At 51.6% G+C, this 22,698-nt stretch carries 19 protein-coding genes; 7 read left to right on the top strand and 12 right to left on the bottom strand.

From position 1 onward, the window contains the following. Positions 1-58 precede the first annotated feature (58 nt). Positions 59-667: a hypothetical protein gene (locus NYE26_RS12790; RefSeq protein WP_076077653.1), complete on the bottom strand. Its 609-nt coding sequence runs from the start codon at positions 665-667 to the stop codon at positions 59-61. A 222-nt stretch (positions 668-889) separates the two neighbouring features. Continuing rightward, the gene (locus NYE26_RS12785; protein ID WP_339256264.1) at positions 890-1,552 is read right to left on the bottom strand and encodes a DUF2625 family protein; all 663 of its coding nucleotides are present in this window, start codon (positions 1,550-1,552) and stop codon (positions 890-892) included. A 274-nt stretch (positions 1,553-1,826) separates the two neighbouring features. Between NYE26_RS12785 and gdhA the strand changes: the two genes are divergently transcribed. Further along, positions 1,827-3,203 (top strand): NADP-specific glutamate dehydrogenase, encoded by a 1,377-nt coding sequence (gdhA, locus tag NYE26_RS12780; protein WP_339257461.1) that lies wholly within the window; start codon positions 1,827-1,829, stop codon positions 3,201-3,203. 241 nt (positions 3,204-3,444) lie between these two features. On the opposite strand, the gene NYE26_RS12775 is transcribed toward gdhA, so the two are convergent. Beyond that, positions 3,445-4,428: a diaminopimelate dehydrogenase gene (locus NYE26_RS12775; RefSeq protein WP_076077646.1), complete on the bottom strand. Its 984-nt coding sequence runs from the start codon at positions 4,426-4,428 to the stop codon at positions 3,445-3,447. 250 nt (positions 4,429-4,678) lie between these two features. Between NYE26_RS12775 and NYE26_RS12770 the strand changes: the two genes are divergently transcribed. Then, on the top strand, positions 4,679-6,031 hold the full coding sequence (locus NYE26_RS12770; protein ID WP_339256260.1) for an FAD-binding oxidoreductase: 1,353 nt from the start codon (positions 4,679-4,681) through the stop codon (positions 6,029-6,031). Positions 6,032-6,101: 70 nt separating this feature from the next. Here the strand turns inward: NYE26_RS12770 and NYE26_RS12765 are convergent, their stop codons facing one another. From NYE26_RS12765 to NYE26_RS12735, 7 genes are all read right to left on the bottom strand, one after another. Further along, entirely contained in the window at positions 6,102-7,688 is a 1,587-nt protein-coding gene (locus NYE26_RS12765; RefSeq protein WP_339256258.1) for an ABC transporter substrate-binding protein, read from the bottom strand. 193 nt (positions 7,689-7,881) lie between these two features. After that, complete coding sequence (locus NYE26_RS12760) at positions 7,882-8,784, bottom strand: Rpn family recombination-promoting nuclease/putative transposase (protein ID WP_339256256.1); 903 nt, start codon at positions 8,782-8,784, stop codon at positions 7,882-7,884. A gap of 319 nt (positions 8,785-9,103) precedes the next feature. Continuing rightward, on the bottom strand, positions 9,104-9,403 hold the full coding sequence (locus NYE26_RS12755) for a heme biosynthesis protein HemY (RefSeq protein WP_036729071.1): 300 nt from the start codon (positions 9,401-9,403) through the stop codon (positions 9,104-9,106). Positions 9,404-9,597: 194 nt separating this feature from the next. Then, positions 9,598-9,921, bottom strand: coding sequence for a hypothetical protein (locus NYE26_RS12750; RefSeq protein WP_339256254.1), 324 nt, complete (start codon positions 9,919-9,921; stop codon positions 9,598-9,600). A 102-nt stretch (positions 9,922-10,023) separates the two neighbouring features. Next, positions 10,024-11,499 (bottom strand): 6-phospho-beta-glucosidase, encoded by a 1,476-nt coding sequence (locus tag NYE26_RS12745; RefSeq protein WP_339256252.1) that lies wholly within the window; start codon positions 11,497-11,499, stop codon positions 10,024-10,026. 34 nt (positions 11,500-11,533) lie between these two features. Beyond that, positions 11,534-13,432: a beta-glucoside-specific PTS transporter subunit IIABC gene (locus tag NYE26_RS12740; protein ID WP_339256250.1), complete on the bottom strand. Its 1,899-nt coding sequence runs from the start codon at positions 13,430-13,432 to the stop codon at positions 11,534-11,536. A gap of 109 nt (positions 13,433-13,541) precedes the next feature. After that, on the bottom strand, positions 13,542-14,378 hold the full coding sequence (locus NYE26_RS12735; RefSeq protein ID WP_339256248.1) for a PRD domain-containing protein: 837 nt from the start codon (positions 14,376-14,378) through the stop codon (positions 13,542-13,544). Positions 14,379-14,818: 440 nt separating this feature from the next. Between NYE26_RS12735 and NYE26_RS12730 the strand changes: the two genes are divergently transcribed. Continuing rightward, a complete protein-coding gene (locus tag NYE26_RS12730) occupies positions 14,819-15,292 on the top strand; it encodes a DUF1572 family protein (RefSeq protein WP_339256246.1) in 474 nt (157 codons plus the stop codon). Positions 15,293-15,379: 87 nt separating this feature from the next. Here NYE26_RS12730 and NYE26_RS12725 read toward each other — a convergent pair whose 3' ends face one another. Continuing rightward, positions 15,380-16,336: a DMT family transporter gene (locus tag NYE26_RS12725; RefSeq protein ID WP_036730119.1), complete on the bottom strand. Its 957-nt coding sequence runs from the start codon at positions 16,334-16,336 to the stop codon at positions 15,380-15,382. A gap of 619 nt (positions 16,337-16,955) precedes the next feature. Between NYE26_RS12725 and NYE26_RS12720 the strand changes: the two genes are divergently transcribed. Genes NYE26_RS12720 through NYE26_RS12710 form a run of 3 tightly spaced genes read left to right on the top strand, consistent with a single transcriptional unit; the run spans position 16,956 to position 20,533 of the window. Further along, positions 16,956-17,663 carry a hypothetical protein gene (locus NYE26_RS12720; RefSeq protein ID WP_339256244.1) on the top strand — a complete coding sequence of 236 codons (708 nt, stop codon included), beginning with the start codon at positions 16,956-16,958 and terminating at the stop codon, positions 17,661-17,663. 18 nt (positions 17,664-17,681) lie between these two features. Next, a complete protein-coding gene (locus NYE26_RS12715) occupies positions 17,682-19,367 on the top strand; it encodes a VWA domain-containing protein (protein WP_036729085.1) in 1,686 nt (561 codons plus the stop codon). A gap of 26 nt (positions 19,368-19,393) precedes the next feature. After that, positions 19,394-20,533 carry a toxic anion resistance protein gene (locus NYE26_RS12710; RefSeq protein WP_339256241.1) on the top strand — a complete coding sequence of 380 codons (1,140 nt, stop codon included), beginning with the start codon at positions 19,394-19,396 and terminating at the stop codon, positions 20,531-20,533. A gap of 89 nt (positions 20,534-20,622) precedes the next feature. Here NYE26_RS12710 and NYE26_RS12705 read toward each other — a convergent pair whose 3' ends face one another. Beyond that, positions 20,623-21,546 carry a helix-turn-helix transcriptional regulator gene (locus tag NYE26_RS12705; protein ID WP_339256239.1) on the bottom strand — a complete coding sequence of 308 codons (924 nt, stop codon included), beginning with the start codon at positions 21,544-21,546 and terminating at the stop codon, positions 20,623-20,625. Positions 21,547-21,774: 228 nt separating this feature from the next. On the opposite strand from NYE26_RS12705, the gene NYE26_RS12700 reads away from it, so the two are divergent. Continuing rightward, positions 21,775-22,623 (top strand): ornithine carbamoyltransferase, encoded by an 849-nt coding sequence (locus tag NYE26_RS12700; RefSeq protein ID WP_339256237.1) that lies wholly within the window; start codon positions 21,775-21,777, stop codon positions 22,621-22,623. The last annotated feature ends 75 nt before the right edge of the window (positions 22,624-22,698 follow it).

The raw sequence follows: 22,698 nt of genomic DNA, 5'->3' as shown, positions 1-22,698 counted from the left end.
TTCCCTTCAGTGGTATAGGTTGTGAACACTGGTACTTACTTCCTGACAACAAGACCGGTTATAGCGGATCGGCCAAGTTCCCTTCACAGATATGCAAATATCTTGCTTTACCATCTTGCTCAATTTTGAACAAGCCATTCTCAAACTCGGTGTGCAATTCGTGGAAGTATTTCCCTTTAATGAAGTCTGTACCTTCCGGCTCATCGCTGAGCTGATACATTCCCTCGTTCTTCACCAAATAAGCGGTTACCCCTTCTTCATGGGTCTCTTCAAGACCGGCGCGCATACGCTGAACTGCAACTACATGCAGATCCATCATCTTCATCTTGCTGATCAGTTCATTGACGAAGTTGCGTTTAGTCAGCTCCTGCCATAAGGTCTGGGCCGATTGCCCGATGATAACCTGAGTGACTTCATGTTCTTCTGCCGCTTCAACGATCACATCCGTTGTCTTGCGGCCGCGGCGCTTGCGCACCATGAATTCAGCACCGGCTTCTTCAGCCAGACGCTTCCAGACCGCCATATACATTTCTTTGCTTTGATTATATTCATCACTGTCTGAACTATCCACATTGAGCACATACAGCGGTGCCCCGATCAACTCGGATAACTGGACTCCACGCCGGATCAAACGCTCGCCATGCGGGCCGTAATGAACACATACCATAATCTTTTCCTTGTGAATGACTTTCGCCCTCCTGTTAACATGGGCCGGAAATACAAAAGGAGCCTAATGGCGTTAGGCCCCTTTCTGTTGTTTCAAACCCTGAAAGTTATACCTAAATTATATCTATTCCGATGCTGTTTGTAAAGTTTACGGACAAGACTTGGACAAAACAGAAGCGTTTGTTCCGGGTGGCTGCCGCTCCGTCTGCTCTATTACTCTTCTTCATTCCGTGCCCGCACTTCTCGCTGAATGCCAGGCCTCCAGAATAGAGAACGGCGCTTTGCTGCTGGCAGAACCGCTGCCTTCTTTCGTCCACAGCGGCGGGTAATAGCCCATCACTTGGCCCGGTTCAAGCTGCTGGATCTCCTCTTCCCAGCCCACCCAGCGGAATGTTTCGTAGAACAGATCCAGGTCCCCTTCTGCCAGCCAGCCGATGAAGCCCGAATAGGTTAGCTCCGTTGTCTCCCACTTCAGGACATCCGGGGCATAATAATAGATATGACCCGTCTGCCCGAACCGCCCCGTATCGAGGCCGAAGAAGCCGCCTGCCGCATCGTAGGCCACAATCAGCATTCCCGGAAGCGGGACTGTGTCCTCTGCATCACCCAGGCCATTCCATGAGGTCAGGCTTCCGAAGATGCCTTCGGCTCCAGCGCCGAGCAAGGTAAGCCATCCATGCTCGAACACGATTCCTCCTGTCTCGTAGGCTATCGCTCCCAGATAGGATTTCGTGCTGACCTGCAAGCGGACCAGCGTCTGTACCGCGTGTTCCGCTTCTGCCGCCTCCAGCCGGTAGGTATGCGGCCCTTGGCTCAGCAGCTCCCTGATCTCCTCCCAGGCATGGTTCTCCACATCTACTAAATCTGCTACAGATAATAAGTGCATATGCTTACGCCTCTCTCTCAATGCATTATGCTGTTTCCAATATTTATATATACCCTATTCAGTGGGAACTGCAATCCTGAATTGACCAGAGGTTTATTAACATTCCGCCGCATATAGCTGGCATATTATGTGAGGTTCATAGAATTTCTTAATGAGTATGCCAAAAATAATTGATTGGCAAATTGATGTCAGGTTTTATAGAATTCTTTTAAATTCTAATTAATACGGGATAGCCCGAATTACAATCAGACAGGGAGTGCTTGCCAAAGTGTCCATCGTTCCTACACTAACGTCAGAAGTATCAAATGAGGCTGTGCAGTACGTGCAGCGGATCTATGCAGAGGTCCAGAAGCGCGACCCGCATGAGCCGGAATTTCACCAGGCTGTCCAGGAATTCCTGGAGAGTATCACCCCCGTTCTGACCCGCCACCCGCAGTATATGAAGCACGGGATTCTCGAGCGGCTGGTTGAGCCTGAGCGCAGCATCTCCTTCCGTGTCCCTTGGGTGGACGATGCCGGTAATACCCAGGTTAACCGCGGCTTCCGCATTCAATTCAACAGTGCCATCGGTCCCTACAAAGGCGGCCTGCGCTTCCATCCTTCCGTCTATCTCGGAATTATCAAGTTCCTGGGCTTCGAGCAGATTTTCAAAAACTCGCTGACCGGCCTGCCCATGGGCGGCGGCAAAGGCGGCAGCGACTTCGATCCCAAGGATAAATCGGATCAGGAGGTAATGCGCTTCACCCAGAGCTTCATGACGGAATTGTACCGCCACATTGGACAGGATACAGATGTTCCTGCGGGGGATATCGGTGTAGGCGCGCGCGAGATCGGCTATATGTTCGGCCAATACAAACGGATTCACGGCGGGCATGCTGCCGGTGTTCTTACCGGAAAAGGGCTGCTCTATGGCGGCAGTCTGGCACGCAAGGAAGCTACCGGCTATGGCTGTGTATACTTCGTGCAAGAGATGCTGTCATCGAACGGAGCAAGCTTCAAGGACAGCAAGGTGGTCATCTCCGGTTCCGGGAATGTCTCCATCTATGCTATCGAGAAAGCTCAACAGCTGGGAGCCCACGTAATTGCCTGCAGTGATTCGAACGGTTACATTCATGATCCTCAGGGCATCAATCTGGCTACCGTCAAAAGACTGAAGGAAACAGAGCGCCTGCGCATCAGCGAATATGTGAAGGAGCACCCGCATGCCGAGTATGTTGAGGGCTGTAGCGGAATCTGGAGCCTGCCTTGCGACATCGCTCTGCCGTGTGCCACGCAGAACGAGCTGGATTTGGAATCCGCCCGGACGCTGATCCTGAACGGAGTTAAGGCCATCGGTGAAGGTGCTAATATGCCGACCACTCTCCAAGCGGTGGAGCTGTTCCTGGAGAACCAGGTGCTGTTTGCTCCAGCCAAGGCCGCCAATGCCGGCGGCGTAGCGGTCTCGGGCCTGGAGATGAGCCAGAACAGCATGCGTCTGTCCTGGACCTTCGAAGAGGTGGACGAGAAGCTGCAAGTCATTATGAAAAATATCTACAGCAGCACCGTTCAGGCAGCAGAGGATTACGGCGTCGCCGGTAACCTGGTTGCCGGCGCCAACATCGCCGGGTTCCTGAAGGTTGCCGATACCATGCTGGCGCAGGGTATCGTGTAACCTGTTATAGACTAATTGATACAAGAAGAGGTGTCCCTGAGCCATTCGGCTGGGGGACACCTCTTCTTTAGGTTTAGAAAATGAATGGTTGGTGATCCTGTGTGCTCGCTAATAATTAGGCTGAACGCACTCGGTTGGTCTTACGCGTACGAATGGCGAATTCAGATCCACTTGTGCTCTTCATTACTCTCCCTCAGCCGTACTGGGCCCCACCAACGGGATTTATCCCGCTCATTGTAGCCTACAGCAGCTCGCGCCGCAGTTCTTCTGCCGATCTTGGGGACAGGTGGCCGAGCGGAATGTCGAATACCGTCTTAGCTCCTGTCTGGCCTTCCTGCTTCAGCCGCACAGCAGCACGGGCATAGGCAGCCAGGACGCTGGCGGTGAATTCCGGGTTGCTGTCCAGCTTCAGCCCGAATTCGGCGATCTGCTTGCTTCCGCCTCCGGTCACTCCGCTGCGGATGACGAAGCCGCCATGCGGCATCCCTGAATGCTCAGCAGCAAGCTCCTCGTCCGTAATGAATTGAACCGTTGTGTCGTAATCGGCGAAATAGTTCGGCATCTCCACAATCGTCCGGGTAATGGCATCGCGGTCAGCTCCTGCTTCAGCCACTACGTAGCATTCCCGGCGGTGCTTCTCGCGGGTGGACAGCTGCGGGGTCTCGCCTCCGCGAATGCTGTCAATAACCTCCTGGACTGGCACGGTATATTGCACGCCTGCCTTGACACCGGGAACCCGGCGGATCGCATCCGAATGCCCCTGGCTGACTCCTGTACCCCAGAACGTATAATCCTCGCCTACCGGCAGGATGGACTGCATCAGCAGCCGGTTCATAGAGAACATGCCCGGGTCCCAGCCGGTGGAGATCACACTTACGCTGCCGCCTTCGCGGGCAGACTTGTCCACCGCAGCGAAGAAATCAGGGATTTTGGCATGAGTGTCAAAGCTGTCCACCGTATTGAATAACCGGGCCAGCTGCGGAGTCTGCTCCGGCAGATCTGTTGCGGAACCGCCGCACAGAATCATTACATCAATCTTGCCTATGTACTGCTCGGCGGCTGAGATGTGCTCGGTGCGCGTTCCTGTGATGTCTGCCAGCTGCTGCGGATCTCTGCGGGTGAATATGGCTACCAGCTCCATATCGGAGTTCTGCTCAATGGCCTGCTGTACCCCTTTACCCAAATTTCCGTATCCGACGATGCCTACTCTAATGGTTGATGTCATGTCTGTAATATCCTCCCTTGCCGGTTAACCCGGAGATATGAATCCTTCAAAAGTTAAGTATATATACATTACACGAAATGTAAATATTAAGTTGCACAGCCGCACCGCCAGATTATTGTCCCGTTCCCCAAAAACCCTCCAGAATGAATTTCAACTATGCCCACGCCATAGACTAACGCCCCGCATACATTAACCTAGTCAAAGTCATTTTCATGTATGCCAATATTAGCTCAAAAGGAGCTGGAAACCAGTGAACTCAGCAACGAAGCTTACCGGACGCGTCATCTACAAAGGTGATCCGGGTTATGAGGCCGCGCGCAAAAATTGGGACCCGCATACCGACCGATTCCCCAAAGTATTCGTGTTCGCCCAGAAGACTCAGGATGTAGCCAATGCTATCAAATGGGCCAACGAGCACCGGATTCCCATCCGGCCCAGAGGCGGCAGACATGCGCTGGAGGTCAATCTGTCCCAGGTGAACGGCGGAATCGTCATTGATGTCAGTGAAATGAACAGCATCAAGCTAAACAAAAAAACGGGGACAGCCGTCGTCGGAGCCGGAAATACAGTGGGGAGAATCGCCCATACGCTTGCCCGGAAGGGGTATATGGCGCCTTTCGGGGACAGTCCTACCGTTGGAATCGGCGGCATTACACTGGGCGGCGGCATCGGCCCGCTTCAGCGTACCCTTGGGCTCGTCAGCGATAATCTGGTGGAGCTTGAAATGGTCGATGCCAAGGGCAGAATTATTATTGCGAATAAGAAAAGTAATGCCGATCTGCTCTGGGCTTCCCGTGGCGGCGGCGGAGGCAATTTCGGCGTGTGCACCCGTTACAAATTCAAAGTACGCCCGGCTCCTGCCACAGCAACGGTATTCCGCATCACCTGGCCCTGGGGCCAGTTCGAGAAGGTCCTGAAGACCTGGCAGCGCTGGGCTCCCTCCGTGAATACCAGACTGGGCAGCGAATTATCCATCGGTCCCAAAAAAGGCGGAAATGTCAGCATGCTGGGACTATTCCTCGGATCTAAGGCTGAGGCTGTCCGCCTCTTGAAGCCCATTACAAGTGTAGGAACCCCTACGATCCAAACGATCCGTTCCCTGCCTTATCCGCAAGTGGTCAGCTTCTTGTTAGCTCCCGATCCGGTACAGACTCAGCGCTTCAGCAACCAGTTCTCCAGCGCCTTCGCAAGGAACCCGTTCCCGGATCAGGCATTCAAGCCAATGCGTGAGTTCCTGGAGAAGGTGGAGGGGAAAGACGCCGGGTTCTTTTTCCTCAACTGGGGTGGGGCTGTAAGCCGTAAATCTCCTAAATCTACTGCCTTCTACTGGCGAAAGGCCAAATTCTACGTGGAGTGGAACAGCTCATGGATCAAGAAATCGGATGCCGCCAAAAATATATTCTACGTCCGTAACACCCGCCGCAAGCTGCAGCCGTTCATCGTGGGAAGCTACATCAATGTGCCTGACCAGGGCATCAAGCATTCCGGCCCGGTCTATTATGGAACGAACTATGCCAGATTACGCAGAGTCAAGGCGAAATATGATCCCGGGAATGTATTCAACAATCCGCAGAGTATCCCGCCAGCCCGCATCAAGAGCTGAGTTCGAATAAAAACGAGCAGGAGGCGTTTGCCGTCCCTGCTCGTTTTTTTGAAGCTATGCTGTGCTTGGCTTACTGGCCTGAGTTCGCCAGGAATTCATCAATCTGACGCTGAACCTCTGCGATGATGGTGTCGATACCGGCTGCCTTAACCTGCTGCTGGAGCTTGGCCAGACCCGCGTCTACATCCTTCACCGTTCCGTATTCCAGCGGAATGCCGTATTGCAGCATGACATTGCCGACATTGGCCACTTCGGTCTTCACCTTGCTGTTGTCGAAGACGAAGGTCTCCAGCGGATAGTGATACACTTCACCTTCCCATTTGTCAGTCAGGGCGTTCGCTTCATCAGGGAAGGAAGCATTATCCCGGTTCAGCGGGGAGTTGAAGCCCCAGTTGGAGAAGCCGGTGTAGTTGGCATTCTTCTCGGCGTTCGTGAATTTATCTTCGCCGACCGGATTATAATGAACCGCCGTGATGCCGTTCATGATCAGATCATGCAGTTCCTTATCGTTCTGGAGCAGATCAATCATCATCAGCGCACGTTCCGGCTGCTTGGAGGTGGAGTGAATCGCTACACCGTTCTGGGTAGAGACGGCAACGGATTTTTTCTTATCCGGGTTAATATCGGCCAGAGCCAGCTCATACGGGGAGTTCTTCTCCCGCATATCGGTCATCAAGGCGCCAAGCGTACCCAGATTGTGGGTGATGGAGGCTGCCTTGCCGGCCTTGAATTCCTGCTGATGATCCAGCTTGCTGTTCAGTGCGCTCTTCGACCAGGCGTTGTTCTCGGCCAGATCTTTATAATAGTAGACAAGCTCCTTGAATTCAGGAGTCTCATATAAGTTGAATACCTTGCCGGCCGGATCATCCAGCTTGAAGCCCATCGGCAGATCGAGGTCGAACAGATTCCATTCGTTCTGCTGCTTGAGCAGGATCCGGTCCAGATTATGCAGCTTCCAGTCTCCGGTCTCCGGTACGAATGGGGTAACCCCCTTCTCTTTACCGGATATCGTCTTGAGATAGTTGGCGTACGCCTCCGGACTGTTGATCTCCGGCAGATTATATTTTTTGCGCAGGTCTTCGCGGTACAGAATCAGCTTCTCCACGGTTTCGCCGCGGTTCTGAGGCACCATATACAGCTTGCCGTTCACCTTCGCCTGGCCCCAGGCTACTTCAGGCATCGCCTTCCAGGTCATCGGTGCATATTTCTCCAGCATCTCGTTCGTCAGCTCCAGGAACCCGCCTTTGAGTGCCTGGTCGTTATAGCCTGCCCAGTTGGCGGCGTAGATCAGATCGAAGTCCTCGTTAGCCGCCAGCTTAAGCGGATATTTCTGCGCCCAGTCGGACCAGTCCAGGAATTCGGCTTCCAGTGTAGCGTTTATTTTCTCCTTGAGCTTCTTATTGATCTCCCCAAATACCTGATCGTAATCAACCGGCTTCGGACCTACGAAGATCATCTTCAGGGTAACAGGCTGGGATGTATCCACAGTGCCGGAATCTGCGGCGGGCTGATTGGTTCCGGCAGCTTCCGTTGCTGCGGCTGAGGCCTTCGGCTCCGCTGCGTTCCCTCCGGCATTGCCGTTACCGCCTCCGCACGCGCTAAGCAGAGAGATCATCAGGATACTGGACATCAGTGTCATTGCTTTTTTCTTATTCACTAGAATTTCCCCCCAGCTATATGTGTGTAATCGCTTACAAGAACAGTATAATAAAAAATCTGCGCCTCGCTAATATAGGCATTCAACGATTATACATACTTTTGCAACGACTTTTAGAGCGGGATAACATAATATTCCTGTAAGATAGCCCATAAGAAAAAAGGACCCGAGCAACATACGCCCGGGTCTGTATTCACATCAGCTTCTTAATCTCATCTAGCGGCAATTCAACGGCTTCGGATACCGCCTCGGGAGAAAATCCGTGGAGCAGCAGCTTACGAATCGTCTCTGCTTTGCCTTCTTCTTTTCCTTCTGCTTTGCCTTTCTCCATGCCCTCTTCATAACCCCAACGCTTCCAGGCTGGCATGAGTTCCATGATTAATTCTCCCTCCTCCGAGTATTCATTAATTAATTCTCTTAGAATCTCCTCATCCTGTGCCCGGTCCGGCTTGAAGTACAGATCCGCTACTGACATAATCAGCGCCAATCGGCCCTGATCCAGCCGAGCCTTCAGCTTAATGAACATCCGCAGGAATTCCCGGCGCACTTCTCTCGCTTCTCTTGTAGTATACCCCATCTTCGCCAATAACGCAGCAGCCACCGCATTATCTGAATCGATGAACCGCCGCCAGTTCTGCTTGCGCAGCTCCACCTTAAGAAACTGGAAGCGCAGAATGTTATGTTCCGGGATGGACATCTCCAGCGTGTCCTGTTCCTCCCTGATCTCATCCGAGGTAAAGATCGCAATAGGGATGATCAGCTTATGGTCTTTCCGGTAACGCTCGAATAAACGGCTGAAATAAATAAACATCCGGTCACGAAATTCATGATCCTTGTACGATTGCGGCTCCAGGTGAATCAGAATGTAACCGTCCAGCCCTTTGTAGCGGGTCTCCAACAACAGATCCAGCTCCCGCGCCTCCTCGCCGACAATATCCACCAGCAATTCCTGCATCAGAAACCGGGTTTCACTATAGTCGAGCATAGCGCCCAACTCGGGAAAGAACAGCTCAATGAATTCCTGGTAAAAATTTTCCAGTAGCTTTTTAAAAGCCTCATCATGCGGTATAGAAATCTCTATCGCCTCCCGGATCAAGTGTCAGACTTCTTGCATGTAATTATATTCCATCATTCAGGAAATGTATATAATAAAAGGAACATACATTCGTATTTAAATGTGCTTACCCTGCTCCATAGCTTCATGCTTTCATTCTTAAACCTCCACCTCAATATAAGAAAATATCCACCTAAATATTTTCTGTTTTAACCACGCTTGTATGGAGCAGCATGGTTGCACATCCTCCAGGATCTCCCGAAAATCTAACAACAAAAAGACGGCACCATCTTACCAGCCGATTGAGGCTGATTCAGATGGTGCCGCCCCTAAGGCAACACAGATGATAGTGATCTGCTGCTTATTTCTCCAGGAATCCGGTAGACGGATTGGTGATGAAGAAGCCTTCCTGTGGCACATAGAAATACTGAATCCAGACGCCGTCGAGCAGCGGTTCGCGGGTATCCAGCAGAATCTCGATATCCTTATCTGTAGCAACCACTTCATCGTGCTCAGTAGGTGTATCCAGCGCTACATCATAGTGTCCGTGATCTCCGTGATTCTGGGTGATGACCACGCGGATTTTCTTGCCTTCCGCTTCCGGGCTGTTCAGCATATCTTTTAGAACCTTAGCTGCATTGCGGTTAATTTTTACTTTCATCCTCTGGCGACCTCTATTCTGCTTAGTAGTATGAAATCAGAAATTCATTATAACATATTATAAGGTGCTATAGATAATTAAGTGATTATTCCGGTGAAGATACCACGGATGAGTACCTCTTCTTAAAATAAAAAGCTGCCCCAATCAGCCATATTTCACGGCTTGCGGGACAGCTTCTCATATGTGTACTTCTATTATGAAGCGTTCTGGTTCGACAGGGCGGCTAACACTTCATTCGTGACATCCTTGCCGCCCTTGAAGTTGGTGATGAACGCGCCGATGGAATAGATCGGCCCCCAGGGAATTCCCCACCAGCCCACTAGGAACGTCAGCAGGGTGTACTTCAATCCTTTTTTGACGGAGCCCTCGCCCGCCTTGATAAAGTAGATGCCCGAGCTACGTCTGAACGTCATCAGGACAACAGAGAAGCAATACGTGTAGATCACGAATTTGCCGCCTTGCTGAATCTGGCTCATTATATTGCCGCCGTCCATGTTCTCGATCCCTTTTATGATCATAGGAAATCCCCTTTAATGGTTGTTAATAATCATATACCGTAGGGATGACAGACTGAAACAGCAGACAGATATTTGTAAAAGTGAGCTGACGGCAGACGCGGATTACTCCAGCTCAGCTCCGTTACTGGCGATTACCCGTTGATACCAGAAAAAGCTGTCTTTGCGGGACCGGTCCAGAGTACCCTTGCCTTCGTTATCCTTATCCACATAGATGAACCCGTATCGCTTCTTCATCTCTCCGGTGCCTGCACTGACTAGATCGATGCAGCCCCAGGAGGTGTATCCGATTAAGTTCACGCCGTCAGCCAGCGCCTCACCCATCGCCCGGACATGCTCCCGCAGATAATCGATCCGGTAATTATCCTTGATTGAACCGTCTGCTTCTACGGTATCTACTGCGCCAAGCCCGTTCTCCACCACCATCATCGGCAGTCCGTAACGGTTGTAGATATTATTCAGGGACCACCGCAGGCCTTGCGGGTCAATCTGCCATTCCCACGCGCTTGCCTGCAGATACGGGTTCTTCAGACCCAGCGACATATTGCCGCCAACCGACTCCTGATCCGGGGCTGCACTCACGCAGGTGGACGAATAGTAGCTGAAGGTGTAGAAGTCCACACAGCCTTCCTTAAGTATCTGCCCGTCACCTGCCTCCATCTGCAGCTCAATCTGCTTCTCCTGGAAGTATCGCAGCGCGAAGCCCGGATAAGTGCCTCTCACCTGAACATCGGAGCAGAGGAAATTACTCAGATTATCCTTTTGCTGGGCCAGCAGTACATCCTCGGGATTACAGGTCAGCGGGTAAGAGCACATGTAGGCAATCATACAGCCGATCTGAAAATCCTTATGAATCTCATGTCCCAGCTTCACGGCTCTGGCACTGGCGATGAACTGGTGATGGAGCGCCTGGTATCTTAGCTGCTCATTGTCGGTTTGCGCAGACGCAGTCAACTCGGCATTACCCTCCGGCTTCATCGCCCCGGCCATGAATGTCCCGAACGGCATCGTGAGGATGTTGATCTCATTGAAGGTCAGCCAATACTTCACGCTGTGCTTGTAGCGGTTAAAGATCACCTCGCAGTAACGGATGTAGAAATCGATCGTTCTGCGGTCCGCCCATCCGTTATAAGCTTCAGCCAGATGGTAAGGTGCTTCATAATGCGAGATCGTCACCAGCGGTTCGATCCCGTGCTTGGCCAGCTCGGCAAACACCCGGTCATAGAACTGCAGCCCTTCTTCACTTGGCATGGCATCATCCCCGTTCGGGAAGATTCGCGACCAGGCGATGGACATGCGGAACACCTTGAAGCCCATCTCGGCGAACAGCGCGATATCCTCTTCGTACCGGTGATAAAAATCAACCGCTTCATGACTCGGATAATTAGCCCCGGCTTCCAGCACCGGAGTAATTCTCCGGGAGACTGTATGCGTTCCCGCGGTCATGACATCTGCTGTGCTTAACCCCTTGCCTCCCGCATCGAACCCGCCTTCGAGCTGATTCGCAGCCGTTGCCCCGCCCCACAGGAAATTTGCCGGAAAACTTCTGTTGTTCACACTTACATTCACGTTCTTATTCATATTCGTTCCTCCTGAGATTGAATTAGGATACCGTTTAGATCATGACAGTCAGCAGATTCTCCCGGTAATCGATGCTCTTCTGGTCCGTCTCAATAACATCGAGATACTCACCGGAATTAGAGATGATCACAGGCGTGGTCAGCGTATAGCCCGCCTCTCTGATCGCGGCAACGTCGAACTCCATGAGCAACTGCCCTTTGGTGACGGTATCGCCTTGCTTGGCCCGGGGGGTGAAGTGTTTGCCTTTCAATTTGACCGTGTCCTTCCCGACATGAATCAGAATATCGACCCCGTGATCACTGGTAATGCCAATCGCATGGCCGGAGGCGAATAAGGTGGTCAGTACCCCGTCAACGGGCGAGTACACCTTGCCTTCCAGCGGTTCAATCGCTATACCTTTGCCCATTGCGCCTGTAGAGAAGGCTTCGTCCGTAAGCTCCGACAAGGCTCTAATCTGGCCCTTCAGCGGACTTCCCACCGTCTCCTGCTTCACCAGATTGCTCCGGGCAGTCCCGCCGCTCTTGCTGTCCACTGCTTCCTCATCCTTGAAGCCGGAGAAGAAGACAAGAATGAACCCGAGAATGAAGCTGATCACAATGGCGGCAATCGCGCCGTAGAAGCCTTTATCCATCCCTTCCGGACTGATGTAGCTTGGGATACCGAAGATCCCCAGACCGCCGAGAATATAGCCTTTGGTGCCCATCAGACCAACAATACCGCCGCCGACCGCCGCCGCGACACAGCTTAAGATGAACGGCTTCTTGCGCGGTAGCGTAATCCCGTAAATGGCAGGCTCCGTAACTCCGAAGATCCCTGAGATAATAGCCGGAATCGACAATGACTTCAGCTTGGCATTCTTGGTCCGCAGCATAATCGCCAGCACAGCACCGGTCTGGGCAAACGAAGCGCCGAAGGAAGCCGCCAGAATCGGATCGGATTTCAGTACAGCCATGTTATTGAGGGCAATCGGCACCAGACCCCAGTGCAGCCCGAAGATCACAAAGACCTGCCAGAACGCGCCTACCAGCAGCCCCTCAATAACCGGACTAAGGTTGTAGAGGAACAAGGTTCCCTGCCCCAGCAGCTGTCCGGCCCAGGTGGAGATCGGTCCGATGGCAATCAGCGCCAGCGGAACGGTGACCAGCAGGGTGAAGAACGGGACGAGGAAGGTACGCACCACGCTCGGCGTCACTTTTCGGAAGAAGGCTTCCAGCTTGGAGCCAATATAAGTCGAGATGATGATCGGAATAACGCTGGAGGTATAGGACATCAGGATGACCGGAATCCCCAGGAAGGTAATGTACACAGGCGATTCAAAGATCGTTCCGCTAAAAAGCGTGTACAGCGGTTCGCCCGCCGCCGTGATCGTGCCGAAGGACGGGTACACCAGCGTAGCGCCTATCGCCATCCCGATAAAGATGTTGGCTCCGAATTTTTTAGCCGAGGTATACCCCAGGAAGATCGGGAAGAAATAGAACAGGCAATCCCCGAGCGCATTCAGAATCTGGTAAGTCCCCGACTCCTTGGTAAGGAGTCCCACGGTCAGGAACAGGGCGGTGAAGCCCTTAATCATCCCGGTCGCAGCCAGTACACCCAGGGTCGGCGAGAATACGCCGGAGATCATGTCGATGAAGCTGTTGAACAGACCCATTTTCTCACCGGAGGCTGTCTCTGATCCGCCTTCCTGCAATCCGCCCGCTGTCATCACCTGGGCATAGACCTCAGACACATGATTGCCGATCACGACCTGATACTGGCCGCCGCTCTGAATCACCGTTACAATTCCGTCCATATTCTTCAGCACATCTGTATTCGCCACCGCCTCATTCTTCAGCTTGAAGCGCAGACGGGTCACGCAATGGCTGAGTCCGTTGATATTCTCCTTGCCGCCGACATGCTTGATAATATCCTTGGCTAGTGCCTCATATTTCATAGTAAGTCCTCCCGTTTCCTGATGAATGATAAGCAAAAGGCGAAACCATCCCGGCAGCTTCCTGCCTGATTTGGTTTCGCCTGCATGACCAGTAACAATCCAAGTGGTTTTATTCAGTTTGTCTTTGTGTTACCCGCTGAATGTGAATCGTCAGATACAGGATTTCTTCATCCAGGAGCTTCAGGTCCAGATACTTCTCAATTTTGAGCACACAGTGATGCGCCTTCCTGTATTTCATCCTCACCTGCTTGAGCAGAAAATCGTCCACGGACTCCTCAGACTCCTGCTTGCGCGAGCGCTGGAAGAAATAACGCAAATGGGTGATGAACCGTTCGTAGCTGACGGTATTCTCATCAATCTCGTTGTTATAGGAATACTTTACAATATTGAGGATGTCATCAATCTGCTGGGTCTGCCTGGTAAGATCTGCAATCTTGTTGCCTGAGCTGTTCATTTGCGCATTAATCAGATGGAGTGCAATGTTCCCGGCCTCATCCTCCGGTAGGCGGATACGGGTATCCTGCTCAATCATCCCCATAGCATGATGTCCGATGGCATACTCCCTCGGATAACAGCGCTGAATCTCCCAGAGAAGCGGATTGTCATTATGGATGCCCTGCTCATGAAGCCTCAGCGCATGAGTCAAATGATCCGTCAGGGTCACATAGATATAATCGCTCAGCCGGGCCTTCAGCGTCTGCTTGGCATACTCGATAATGTCATAGCTTAAGGCTACATATTCGGCGGGGGCATCCGCCATTAAGGCCTTGAATTTCTCGGACGCGTCATTTCGCTTCAGTACAAATGTCTTCTCGATCAGAGAGACATCCACCGGATCGCCCGGGCTCTTCTTGAAGCCGATGCCGCGTCCCATAACAACCAATTCATCCTTACCTGAATCCTTGGCAATAATGGCATTGTTATTGAAAATCTTCTCGATAATCAACCAAGCTGCCCTCCTTTACCCCGAATTTCATTTGGCACTGCTTACAGGATGTTAGACGGGTCAAGGTTCCTTGCAGCGTCCCGCAGGGTCCTTAACATAAAGAAAGGCAAAACCCAAAACACGTGACCATGTTTTGGGTTTTGCCTTTGCAGTAACAATCCCAAATTCAGAATAGCACTGAATTTCACTTTTGGCAACAAAAATGTTTGCGCTTACATATTGGCATGTGAAAGTAACAAACGAGAAACCATTACCATTTCCCTTAATTAGTAAGAAGGATTACAAGAGCATTAAGTCGAACAAGTGGAAACGGCTATACCGTCCTGTTTAAGGACGGTATCGTTTCAGCGAGAAATATAAGGATAAGTTATTATCTGGAATATATAAATTCTTATATTTTAAGTGAAATATGGCAGTCATATTCTTAGGAGGTAATATCAATGAAATATGATTTTAACAGGGATTGGCTTTCAAAAAAGTTTGATGAGATAAGTACACGTCTAATTAAAGCCCTGCAACAACTCAATGATGAACAAGTAAATTGGAGACCTGATAACACAAGTAACAGCATCTCGACATTAATAAAACATGTTGAAGGTAACATTCATGAAAGAATTTTAAAGGGAATTTTACATCAAGACGTTCATAGAAATCGTGATGAGGAGCTCAAACCAACGTATATTACCAGGTCCGAACTGGAACAGATCATCCAAGCTAAGTTTGAATTGATCATTGCCACGGTAAAAAACATTACCGATGAAGAGTTAGAGCAAACACAATGGGTCAGGAATCGTGAAAGAACAAATCTGGATATGTTGCATCAATGTGCCGCACATTACTCGGAGCATATGGGTCAGATCATTTATATCGCAAAACAAATTTTACAAGAAAGTTACAAGTCAACATCCATATAGTTCCACAGACAAAGACAACAATGCTAACTGTAAAAGGAGTGCTCCCCTATTCACTGGGAACACTCCTCTTCTTCTATCCTCCAGAGCTCAGACCGATGACGAACTCACGCTCTGAGCATTTCCCCACCGCAGCTTATACAGCTCCGGCAATACCACACCCAGCAGCACCAGCACCACTCCGGTCCATTGCAGAAGACTTACATGCTCTTGCAATACGAACGAGGACATTAAGACAGCCACAGGCAGTTCGACGGCGCCCAGAATACCGGCCATCCCTCCGCCGATATGCGGAACCCCGATGGCGAACAGCAGCGGCGGGATAAAGGCGCCGAACAAGCCCAGCAGGAAGCCGAACAGCAGCAGCGGTCCCCATAGCATACCGTTAAACAGGAAGGTCGGCGGGAACAGGATACACAGCAGCACTAGGCCGCCAGTGACCATCCAGGCGCTCCGGTAGGCCGGATGGGCCGAAGGAACGGCTTTGCCGCTGAAGATAATGAACATCGAATAGCTGACTGCCGATAATAATCCCAGCAGCAGCCCCAGCAGGTTAAACTCGGCAGCTCCCTGATTCAGAATACCTGCGGCCAGCAGGGTTCCGCCGAACAGCAGGATCAGCGTCAGCACCGTGATTTTGTCTGGGCGCTGACGTTTGCTTACCGCCTGAATCAGCACACTGATCCAGGTGAACTGGAACAGCAGGATAATCGCCAGCGAAGCCGGAATATACCGGAGCGACTGGTAGTACAGCAGACCCGTAACCACGGTTGGCGCACCGGCCATCATCAAGAGCAGTCTATGCTTCCAGGTCAGCCGGGTGGGAGCCGCTTTGGCGGACGCCGCAACGTTCGCTGTGCTGCGCTGTTTGCGGTTCGCTCTAAGCTTGGTATATAACGCGAGCAGCCAGGCGAGAATACAGCCGGTTAAGAGCTGAGTGCCGACCACCTCTCCCAGCTTGTAACCTTGCCCGTAAGCCAATACAACAATCGTTGATAAAATGCCGTAGCTCATAGCGCCTACAAGTACGGAGATTAAATATTTCATATCTTTCATGTCTGTTATGCCTCCTGAATCTTCTGATCTGAATTATGCTGCGTCAAGGTCAAGGACCGCAGAGACGCAAAAAATCCTAACTCCGGGACAGGGACCGCTGGTTCATGGTCCTTATCATCGTAGTTAGGAAGAGTAGGCTTCCTGTAGAAACCCTCGCCCTGTGATATCTGAATGGCTGCGAGGTTATACGAGAACAATATAGAGTTATGGAATTATTGCCTGGTTGACGACTCTTTGTATGTTACACGCCAAGTGAGCTGACGTCAACCTATATTTCTTTTAAATTTGAAATTCACCGTACGTAGACCTCTTTTTAATCAATTCTCCAGCCAATGAACAATACAAACACAGTCCCCCCCTCTCCCAAATTATGATAAAATATAACTCAATTCAGCAGTTCATTCGAAAGGAGCCTTACATATGGTGAAGACCCGTCCTCAATCCGGCGCGATCGTAAAAATTTGAAACATTGACAAGTTTCGATACGTAGCAGTCTGTAATAGCCTTCATTCCAATCCCATTTCATGTGATTCAAGCTGCTATCCCCAAATATACTACTACGGAGGAGGTGTAGATCCTGAACAGATCCGGGCCCGTTAAGCTATTCGGCATGATTGCCGGAGTTGTAATCTTAAATGTCATTGTTCTATCTCCCGGCCTGCTAGGTGTCGAGATCGGCGGAAGCCCGCTGGAAACGGCATCGGCAGTAACCCTGCTAATCATCAGTCTGCTGGTCGTCCTATACGGCAGTTACACCTTGCTCTTCAAACCTCCGGCTGCCAAGCCCGTCAGCGAGCAATTAGAGACGCGGGAGGATTACATTGCAGGCCTCGGCCGTCACCGGAATGTGAAGGTGCTGAAGGATGATATCTCCCTCGCCCTGGACCAGATGGAGCGGATTGAGAAGAAGAAGACCGCACTGCTCCAGGTGCTGGGCCGCAGGTTCGATCCGGCTGAGCTCAGCTTCCGCAAGTTTCATTCCGTAATTATGGAGGTTGAGAAGCTCTTCTACCTGAATATCCGGGGGCTTCTGAACAAGCTTAGTGTATTCGATGCCTCGGAGTTTGCCAAATTCAGTGCCGGTAACTCGTCCACCCGCTTCTCCAGCGCTCTGATTCAGAAGAAAACCGCCCTATACAACGAATATCTCTCCTATGTCAAAGGCTGCCTCGGGGCCAATGAGGAAATTCTGTTGAAGCTGGATCAGCTGCTGCTGGAGATTACCGAGCTGGGCAGCGCAGATTATAGCAATGTAGAAGAAATGCCATGCATGCAGGAATTAACCGCCCTGATCGGGCAGACGAAACTCTATCAGTAAGGAAAGGGAGATGAACCTATGAGGAAAGGCAAAACACTGTTCATACTCGGCATTATCGCCGCATCCGTCTTCGCACTTGTCTATTTCGGCATTACCTTAACGTCCAATCTGGGCAAATCCAAGACAGAAATCTCTGCCGAAGACGCCGACAAAAGACTCAACCGCATCTATAAGGATATCAACGTGACCAGTGCTGAGCCTGTAAAAGGGCAGATCGATCTTGATCCGGCATCCATCGGCGATTCGTTGCCCGATATCTCCAAGTTCCCCATCTCCATTGAGAGCACCACGGATAGCTTCGTCGAGATTTTCTCCTCCACGGAGAAGTCAGGAACAGGCAATGACGGCTGGCTGAATGAGGTCGCCGCAGACTTCAACGCTGCCGGTATTACAATAGACGGCAAACCCGCCTCAGTCAAAATCCGCAACATCGCTTCCGGCACAGCCGCTGATTATATCCGGTCCGGCAAATATGTGCCTGACGCCTTCACTCCCTCTAATGAGCTATGGGGCGAGATGGTCAAGGCCAGCGGCGTGCAGGCCGAGCTGGTTACGAAGCGTCTGACCGGCAACGTGGCCGGAGTGGTAATGAGCAAGCAGAAATACGATCAGCTGGTCGACAAATACGGCTCGATCAACGTCAAGACAATTACCGATGCCATTGCGGCTAATGAGCTGGCGATGGGGTACACCGATCCTTTTGCCAGCTCAACGGGTCTGAACTTCCTGGTCACCGCACTGAGTACCTTCGACAGTTCGGATCTGCTGGGAGACAAGGCGGTTCAAGGCTTCGAGAAGTTCCAGGCCAACGTGCCCTTCATCGCCTCCACCACCCTGCAAATGCGGGAAGCGGCCAAATCCGGCATGCTGGATGCCTTCGTCCTTGAGTATCAGACCTTCGTCAATGCGAAGGATTTGACAAGCGGCTATGTGTTCACCCCGTTCGGGGTAAGACATGACAGCCCGCTGTATGCACTCGGGCAGCTGCCGCCGGAGAAGCTGGCGATCATCAAGAAGTTCGGCGAATTCGTCCAGCAGGATAAGTACCAGAAGACGGCTGCGGACAAGGGCTTCAACGGCCTGACGGACTATGTCTCCGAGCTGGCACCGGTTGACGGCTCCATTCTCTCCTCGGCCCAGAAGCTCTGGAAGGAGAAAAAGAACGGCAGCAAGCCGATTGCGGCAGTATTCGTAGCCGATGTCTCGGGGAGCATGGCCGGTGAGCCGCTGAACCGTCTGAAGGAGTCCCTGCTGAAGGGCCAGAAATTCCTCGGTAAGGACAACAGCATCGGCTTCGTCTCCTATTCCAGTGATGTGACCATCAATCTGCCCATCGGCAAATATGACACCAATCAGCAGTCCATGTTCGTAGGCGCGATTAACAGCCTTCAGCCTGTGGGCGGCACGGCTACCTTCGACGGGTTGGTGGTTGCGATGAAGATGCTGAAGGATGAGCTGGCGGTGAACCCGGACATGAAGCCCCTGATCTTCGTGCTTAGCGACGGGGAGACCAACGAAGGCCATTCCCTGGATGATATCCGGGGCCTGATCGAGACTTACAAGATTCCGGTATACACCATTGGATATAACGCCAATATCAAGGCACTGGAGAGCATCTCCAGCATCAACGAGGCGGCCAATATCAACGCTGACACAGAGGATGTAGTATACAAAATCGGCAACCTGCTCAACGTGCAAATGTAGACTTTATATTCTGAAGGAGGGTTCATATGTCATTCACCATGGAAATTCCCAGCCCCGAGAAGCTGAAATCGGTCATCGAGGAGCAGGTCCAGCCGGAGCCGGAGGAAGTCACCCAGCTTAAGGAGCAGGCGATCAATAATGTCTCCAGCATTCTGGAGCTGGACTTCGAGTCTCTGGAGAAACGCAAGGCCGTGCTGCAGTCGATTGACAGCTTCGGGATGGGCACCATGCGCTCCTCGTCGGAGAAGAACTCCCTGCTTCAGGTATCGGTGGGCAATCTGTCCAAGACCGGGGATGAAGGCGGCCAGGTCGCCAAGGGATTAACCGAGCTGCACCAGCAGCTCAAGGATCTGGACCCTAGCGCGGTCGATTTTGCCAAAAGCGGGTTCCTCGGCAAGTTTTTCCACCCCCTGCGTAATTATTTCGCCAAATATCAAAAGGCCGATGCCGTCATCTCAGATATTATCCTATCTCTGGATAAAGGCAAAGCCGTGCTGAAGAATGACAATACGACACTGGAGATTGAACAGCAGACCCTGCGGGAGCTGACCAAGCGGCTTAAGAAGGAGATTCAGCTCGGCATCCTGATGGATGAGGAGATCGAGAAGCAGATTGAAGCGGCCAAGCAGCGCGGTGAAGATGAGGATAAGGTGCGGTTCATCACGGAGGAAGTGCTGTTCCCGCTGCGCCAGCGGGTCATGGATCTGCAGCAGATGCTCGTGGTTAATCAACAGGGAATTATGGCCATTGAGGTTGTTATCCGCAACAACAAGGAACTGATCCGTGGAGTCGACAGAGCACGGAATGTCACGGTATCTGCGCTCAAAATTTCGGTTACAGTAGCCAGCGCTTTGTACAACCAGAAGATCGTGCTCCAAAAAATCGAGCTGCTGAACCAGACCACCGACAATCTGATCAGCGGCACCTCCAGAATGCTTAAGGAGCAGGGTGCTGCCATTCATAAGCAATCGCTTGAAACCAGTATTTCGGTCGATACGCTGAAGCAGGCCTTCACAGACGTTCTCTCTGCCCTGGATTCGATCAGCACCTACAAGCAGGAGGCGCTCCCCAAGATGCGGGAGACCATTACCCAGTTCCGGGAGCTGGCAGATAACGGGGAACAGCAGATTCAGCGGCTAGAAAAAGGCAATACGCTCGGGCTGTAGTATCACTGCCCATATTTAACGCAAAACAGAGCATGGCGGCGGTTACGCCGGTGCTCTGTTTTTTTGCCTGTCTATTTTCCTTTTGCTGTCTACCTTCCTGAATTCAGTAAGCCTGTCACCATTCTGCTTAACGTCCCTTGATCCAGGAAAGGAGCTAGGCTTGCCAACAAATCCGGGCTGAGCTGATCCGCTTCGACTTCACCAAGCAACTTCTCAAGCTTCCCTCTGTCCAGAAAAGGAGCGAGGCCTGTGAGCCGATTTCCATCGACAGTACCGTCTGCCACCCGGTCAACTAGATTGCCTAACGTCTCTCTGCTAATAAAGGGAGCCAGCCCTTGAATGGAATGCCAGCTGGGGCTCTCCCCTCTGGTTTGTTGCACCAACAGGTCCAGCTGTTCCCGTTCCAGAAACGGGGCGATGCCCACAAGATTGTTCACCTCTCTCGAACCGTCTGCTGATTGATCGACCAGCCAGCTTAAGGTGGTGCTGCTGACGAACGGGGCAAGTCCAGAAATGACATTCCAAGCTATTTCTTTCTGTTCAGCCTGACGAACCAGTTCATCCAATGTATCTCTTCCCAGGAACGGGGCCAGCCGCATAATTACCTCTAGCGTAAGGACGCTGCTGTCTATGCCCTCTGTAACCTTATTCAGGGCACTTGCTTTTACAAAAGGTGCTACCTCTACAAGCTCTTCCATCTCCAGCTTACCGGCATTGACCAGCTCTGTAACCTGGCCCGGCCTGTTCTCTGCAATCTCCTCTACGATCCGACCCAGATGCAGGTGCTCCCGATGTTCTGCGTGATCTCCTGCATTCAAAATGTCGTCTACGGTTAGGCCGAATAACCCCGCAACCTGCGGAAGTGTTCCAATATCCGGCAGCGAGTCGCCACGCTCCCATTTCGAGACCGCCTGATGACTTACATTCAGTTGATCGGCAAGCTCCAGCTGGGTCCAGTCCTGGTCTTTGCGAAGCCGCGAAATATAAGCCCCAATTCTACGTAAGTCGAGCATGATATCCCTCCGAGATTATAAAATGTACAGTGCACACTGTCGAAAACAGCATAGCATTTCAGCATGCACAATCCTATCAATCGCTGGTTGAACGGCTGCATCCCCTTTATTCAACTGCCGGTAGAATGCACTTTTTAACATTAAATGGGTTGTATACTATTCCTGATTATTGTATATTTATTCAACCGGCAATTATTGCTGATTTCTCATCTACCGGGGGATACATCTATGCATTTTTTGAATATCAACCAGCTTACTTCAGAGCAGATTCTGGATATCTTTGAATTAACCGACCGGCTTCGTCACCGAAAATCAGAACCGCTGCTCGAAGGTAAAACGATGATTCTCTTCTTCCCGGAGACCAGTCTGCGGACACGGGTCAGCTTCGAGAAAGGCATCAGCGATCTGGGCGGGGCCTGCATTACCTTTCCGCCGGAGACGCTCAACAAGAAAGAAGCGCCGGGTGATATCGTCCGCTACCTGGAGAACTGGGGGGATGGCATCATTGCCAGAATCCCGGATCTCTGCAAACTGGAGGAGCTGTCTGCACACGCCTCTGTTCCCGTTATTAATGCAATGACCGCACATAATCATCCCTGCGAGATTATGGCTGACCTGTATGCTCTGCGCACCCTCCGGGACAACTACCGGGAGCTGACCTACACCTTCGTTGGACCGCCCGGCAATATATCAAGAACCTGGCTGGAGGCGGCGCAAGCCCTGAATCTATCCTTCCATCATGTATGCACGCCAGGTCATGAGATGAGCAGCGGCAATCATCCAAGCTATACCTTTCATACGAGCCTGGACAGCGTGCTGCCGGAGAGCGATGTGATTCTTACCGATTCATTGCCCAAGGATTTCCTGACCCCGGAGTATATCGGCGCCTATCAGATTACACTGGACCGGATGAAGCAGACAAGACCCGGGGCACTGCTGAACCCCTGTCCTCCCTTCTTCCGCAATGAGGAGGTCAGTGAAGAGGTGATTGCTTCGCCTTATTTTGCCGGATTCGGGTTCAAGAAAAGCCTGATCTATCTTCAGCAGGCCATCCTGATCTATTGCTTATCGCATTGATGCACCCGGACCATGAGACCCAGCGCAATGTTTAATTTTCTCTTTCATGCAAGCCTTTTAGGGCTTAAGCTGTAT

Source organism: Paenibacillus sp. FSL P2-0136, from assembly GCF_037975325.1.
Classification (GTDB): domain Bacteria; phylum Bacillota; class Bacilli; order Paenibacillales; family Paenibacillaceae; genus Paenibacillus_AQ; species Paenibacillus_AQ silagei.
Note: the sequence above shows the minus strand (reverse complement) of the source record. Positions and strands in the feature narration are given on the sequence as shown.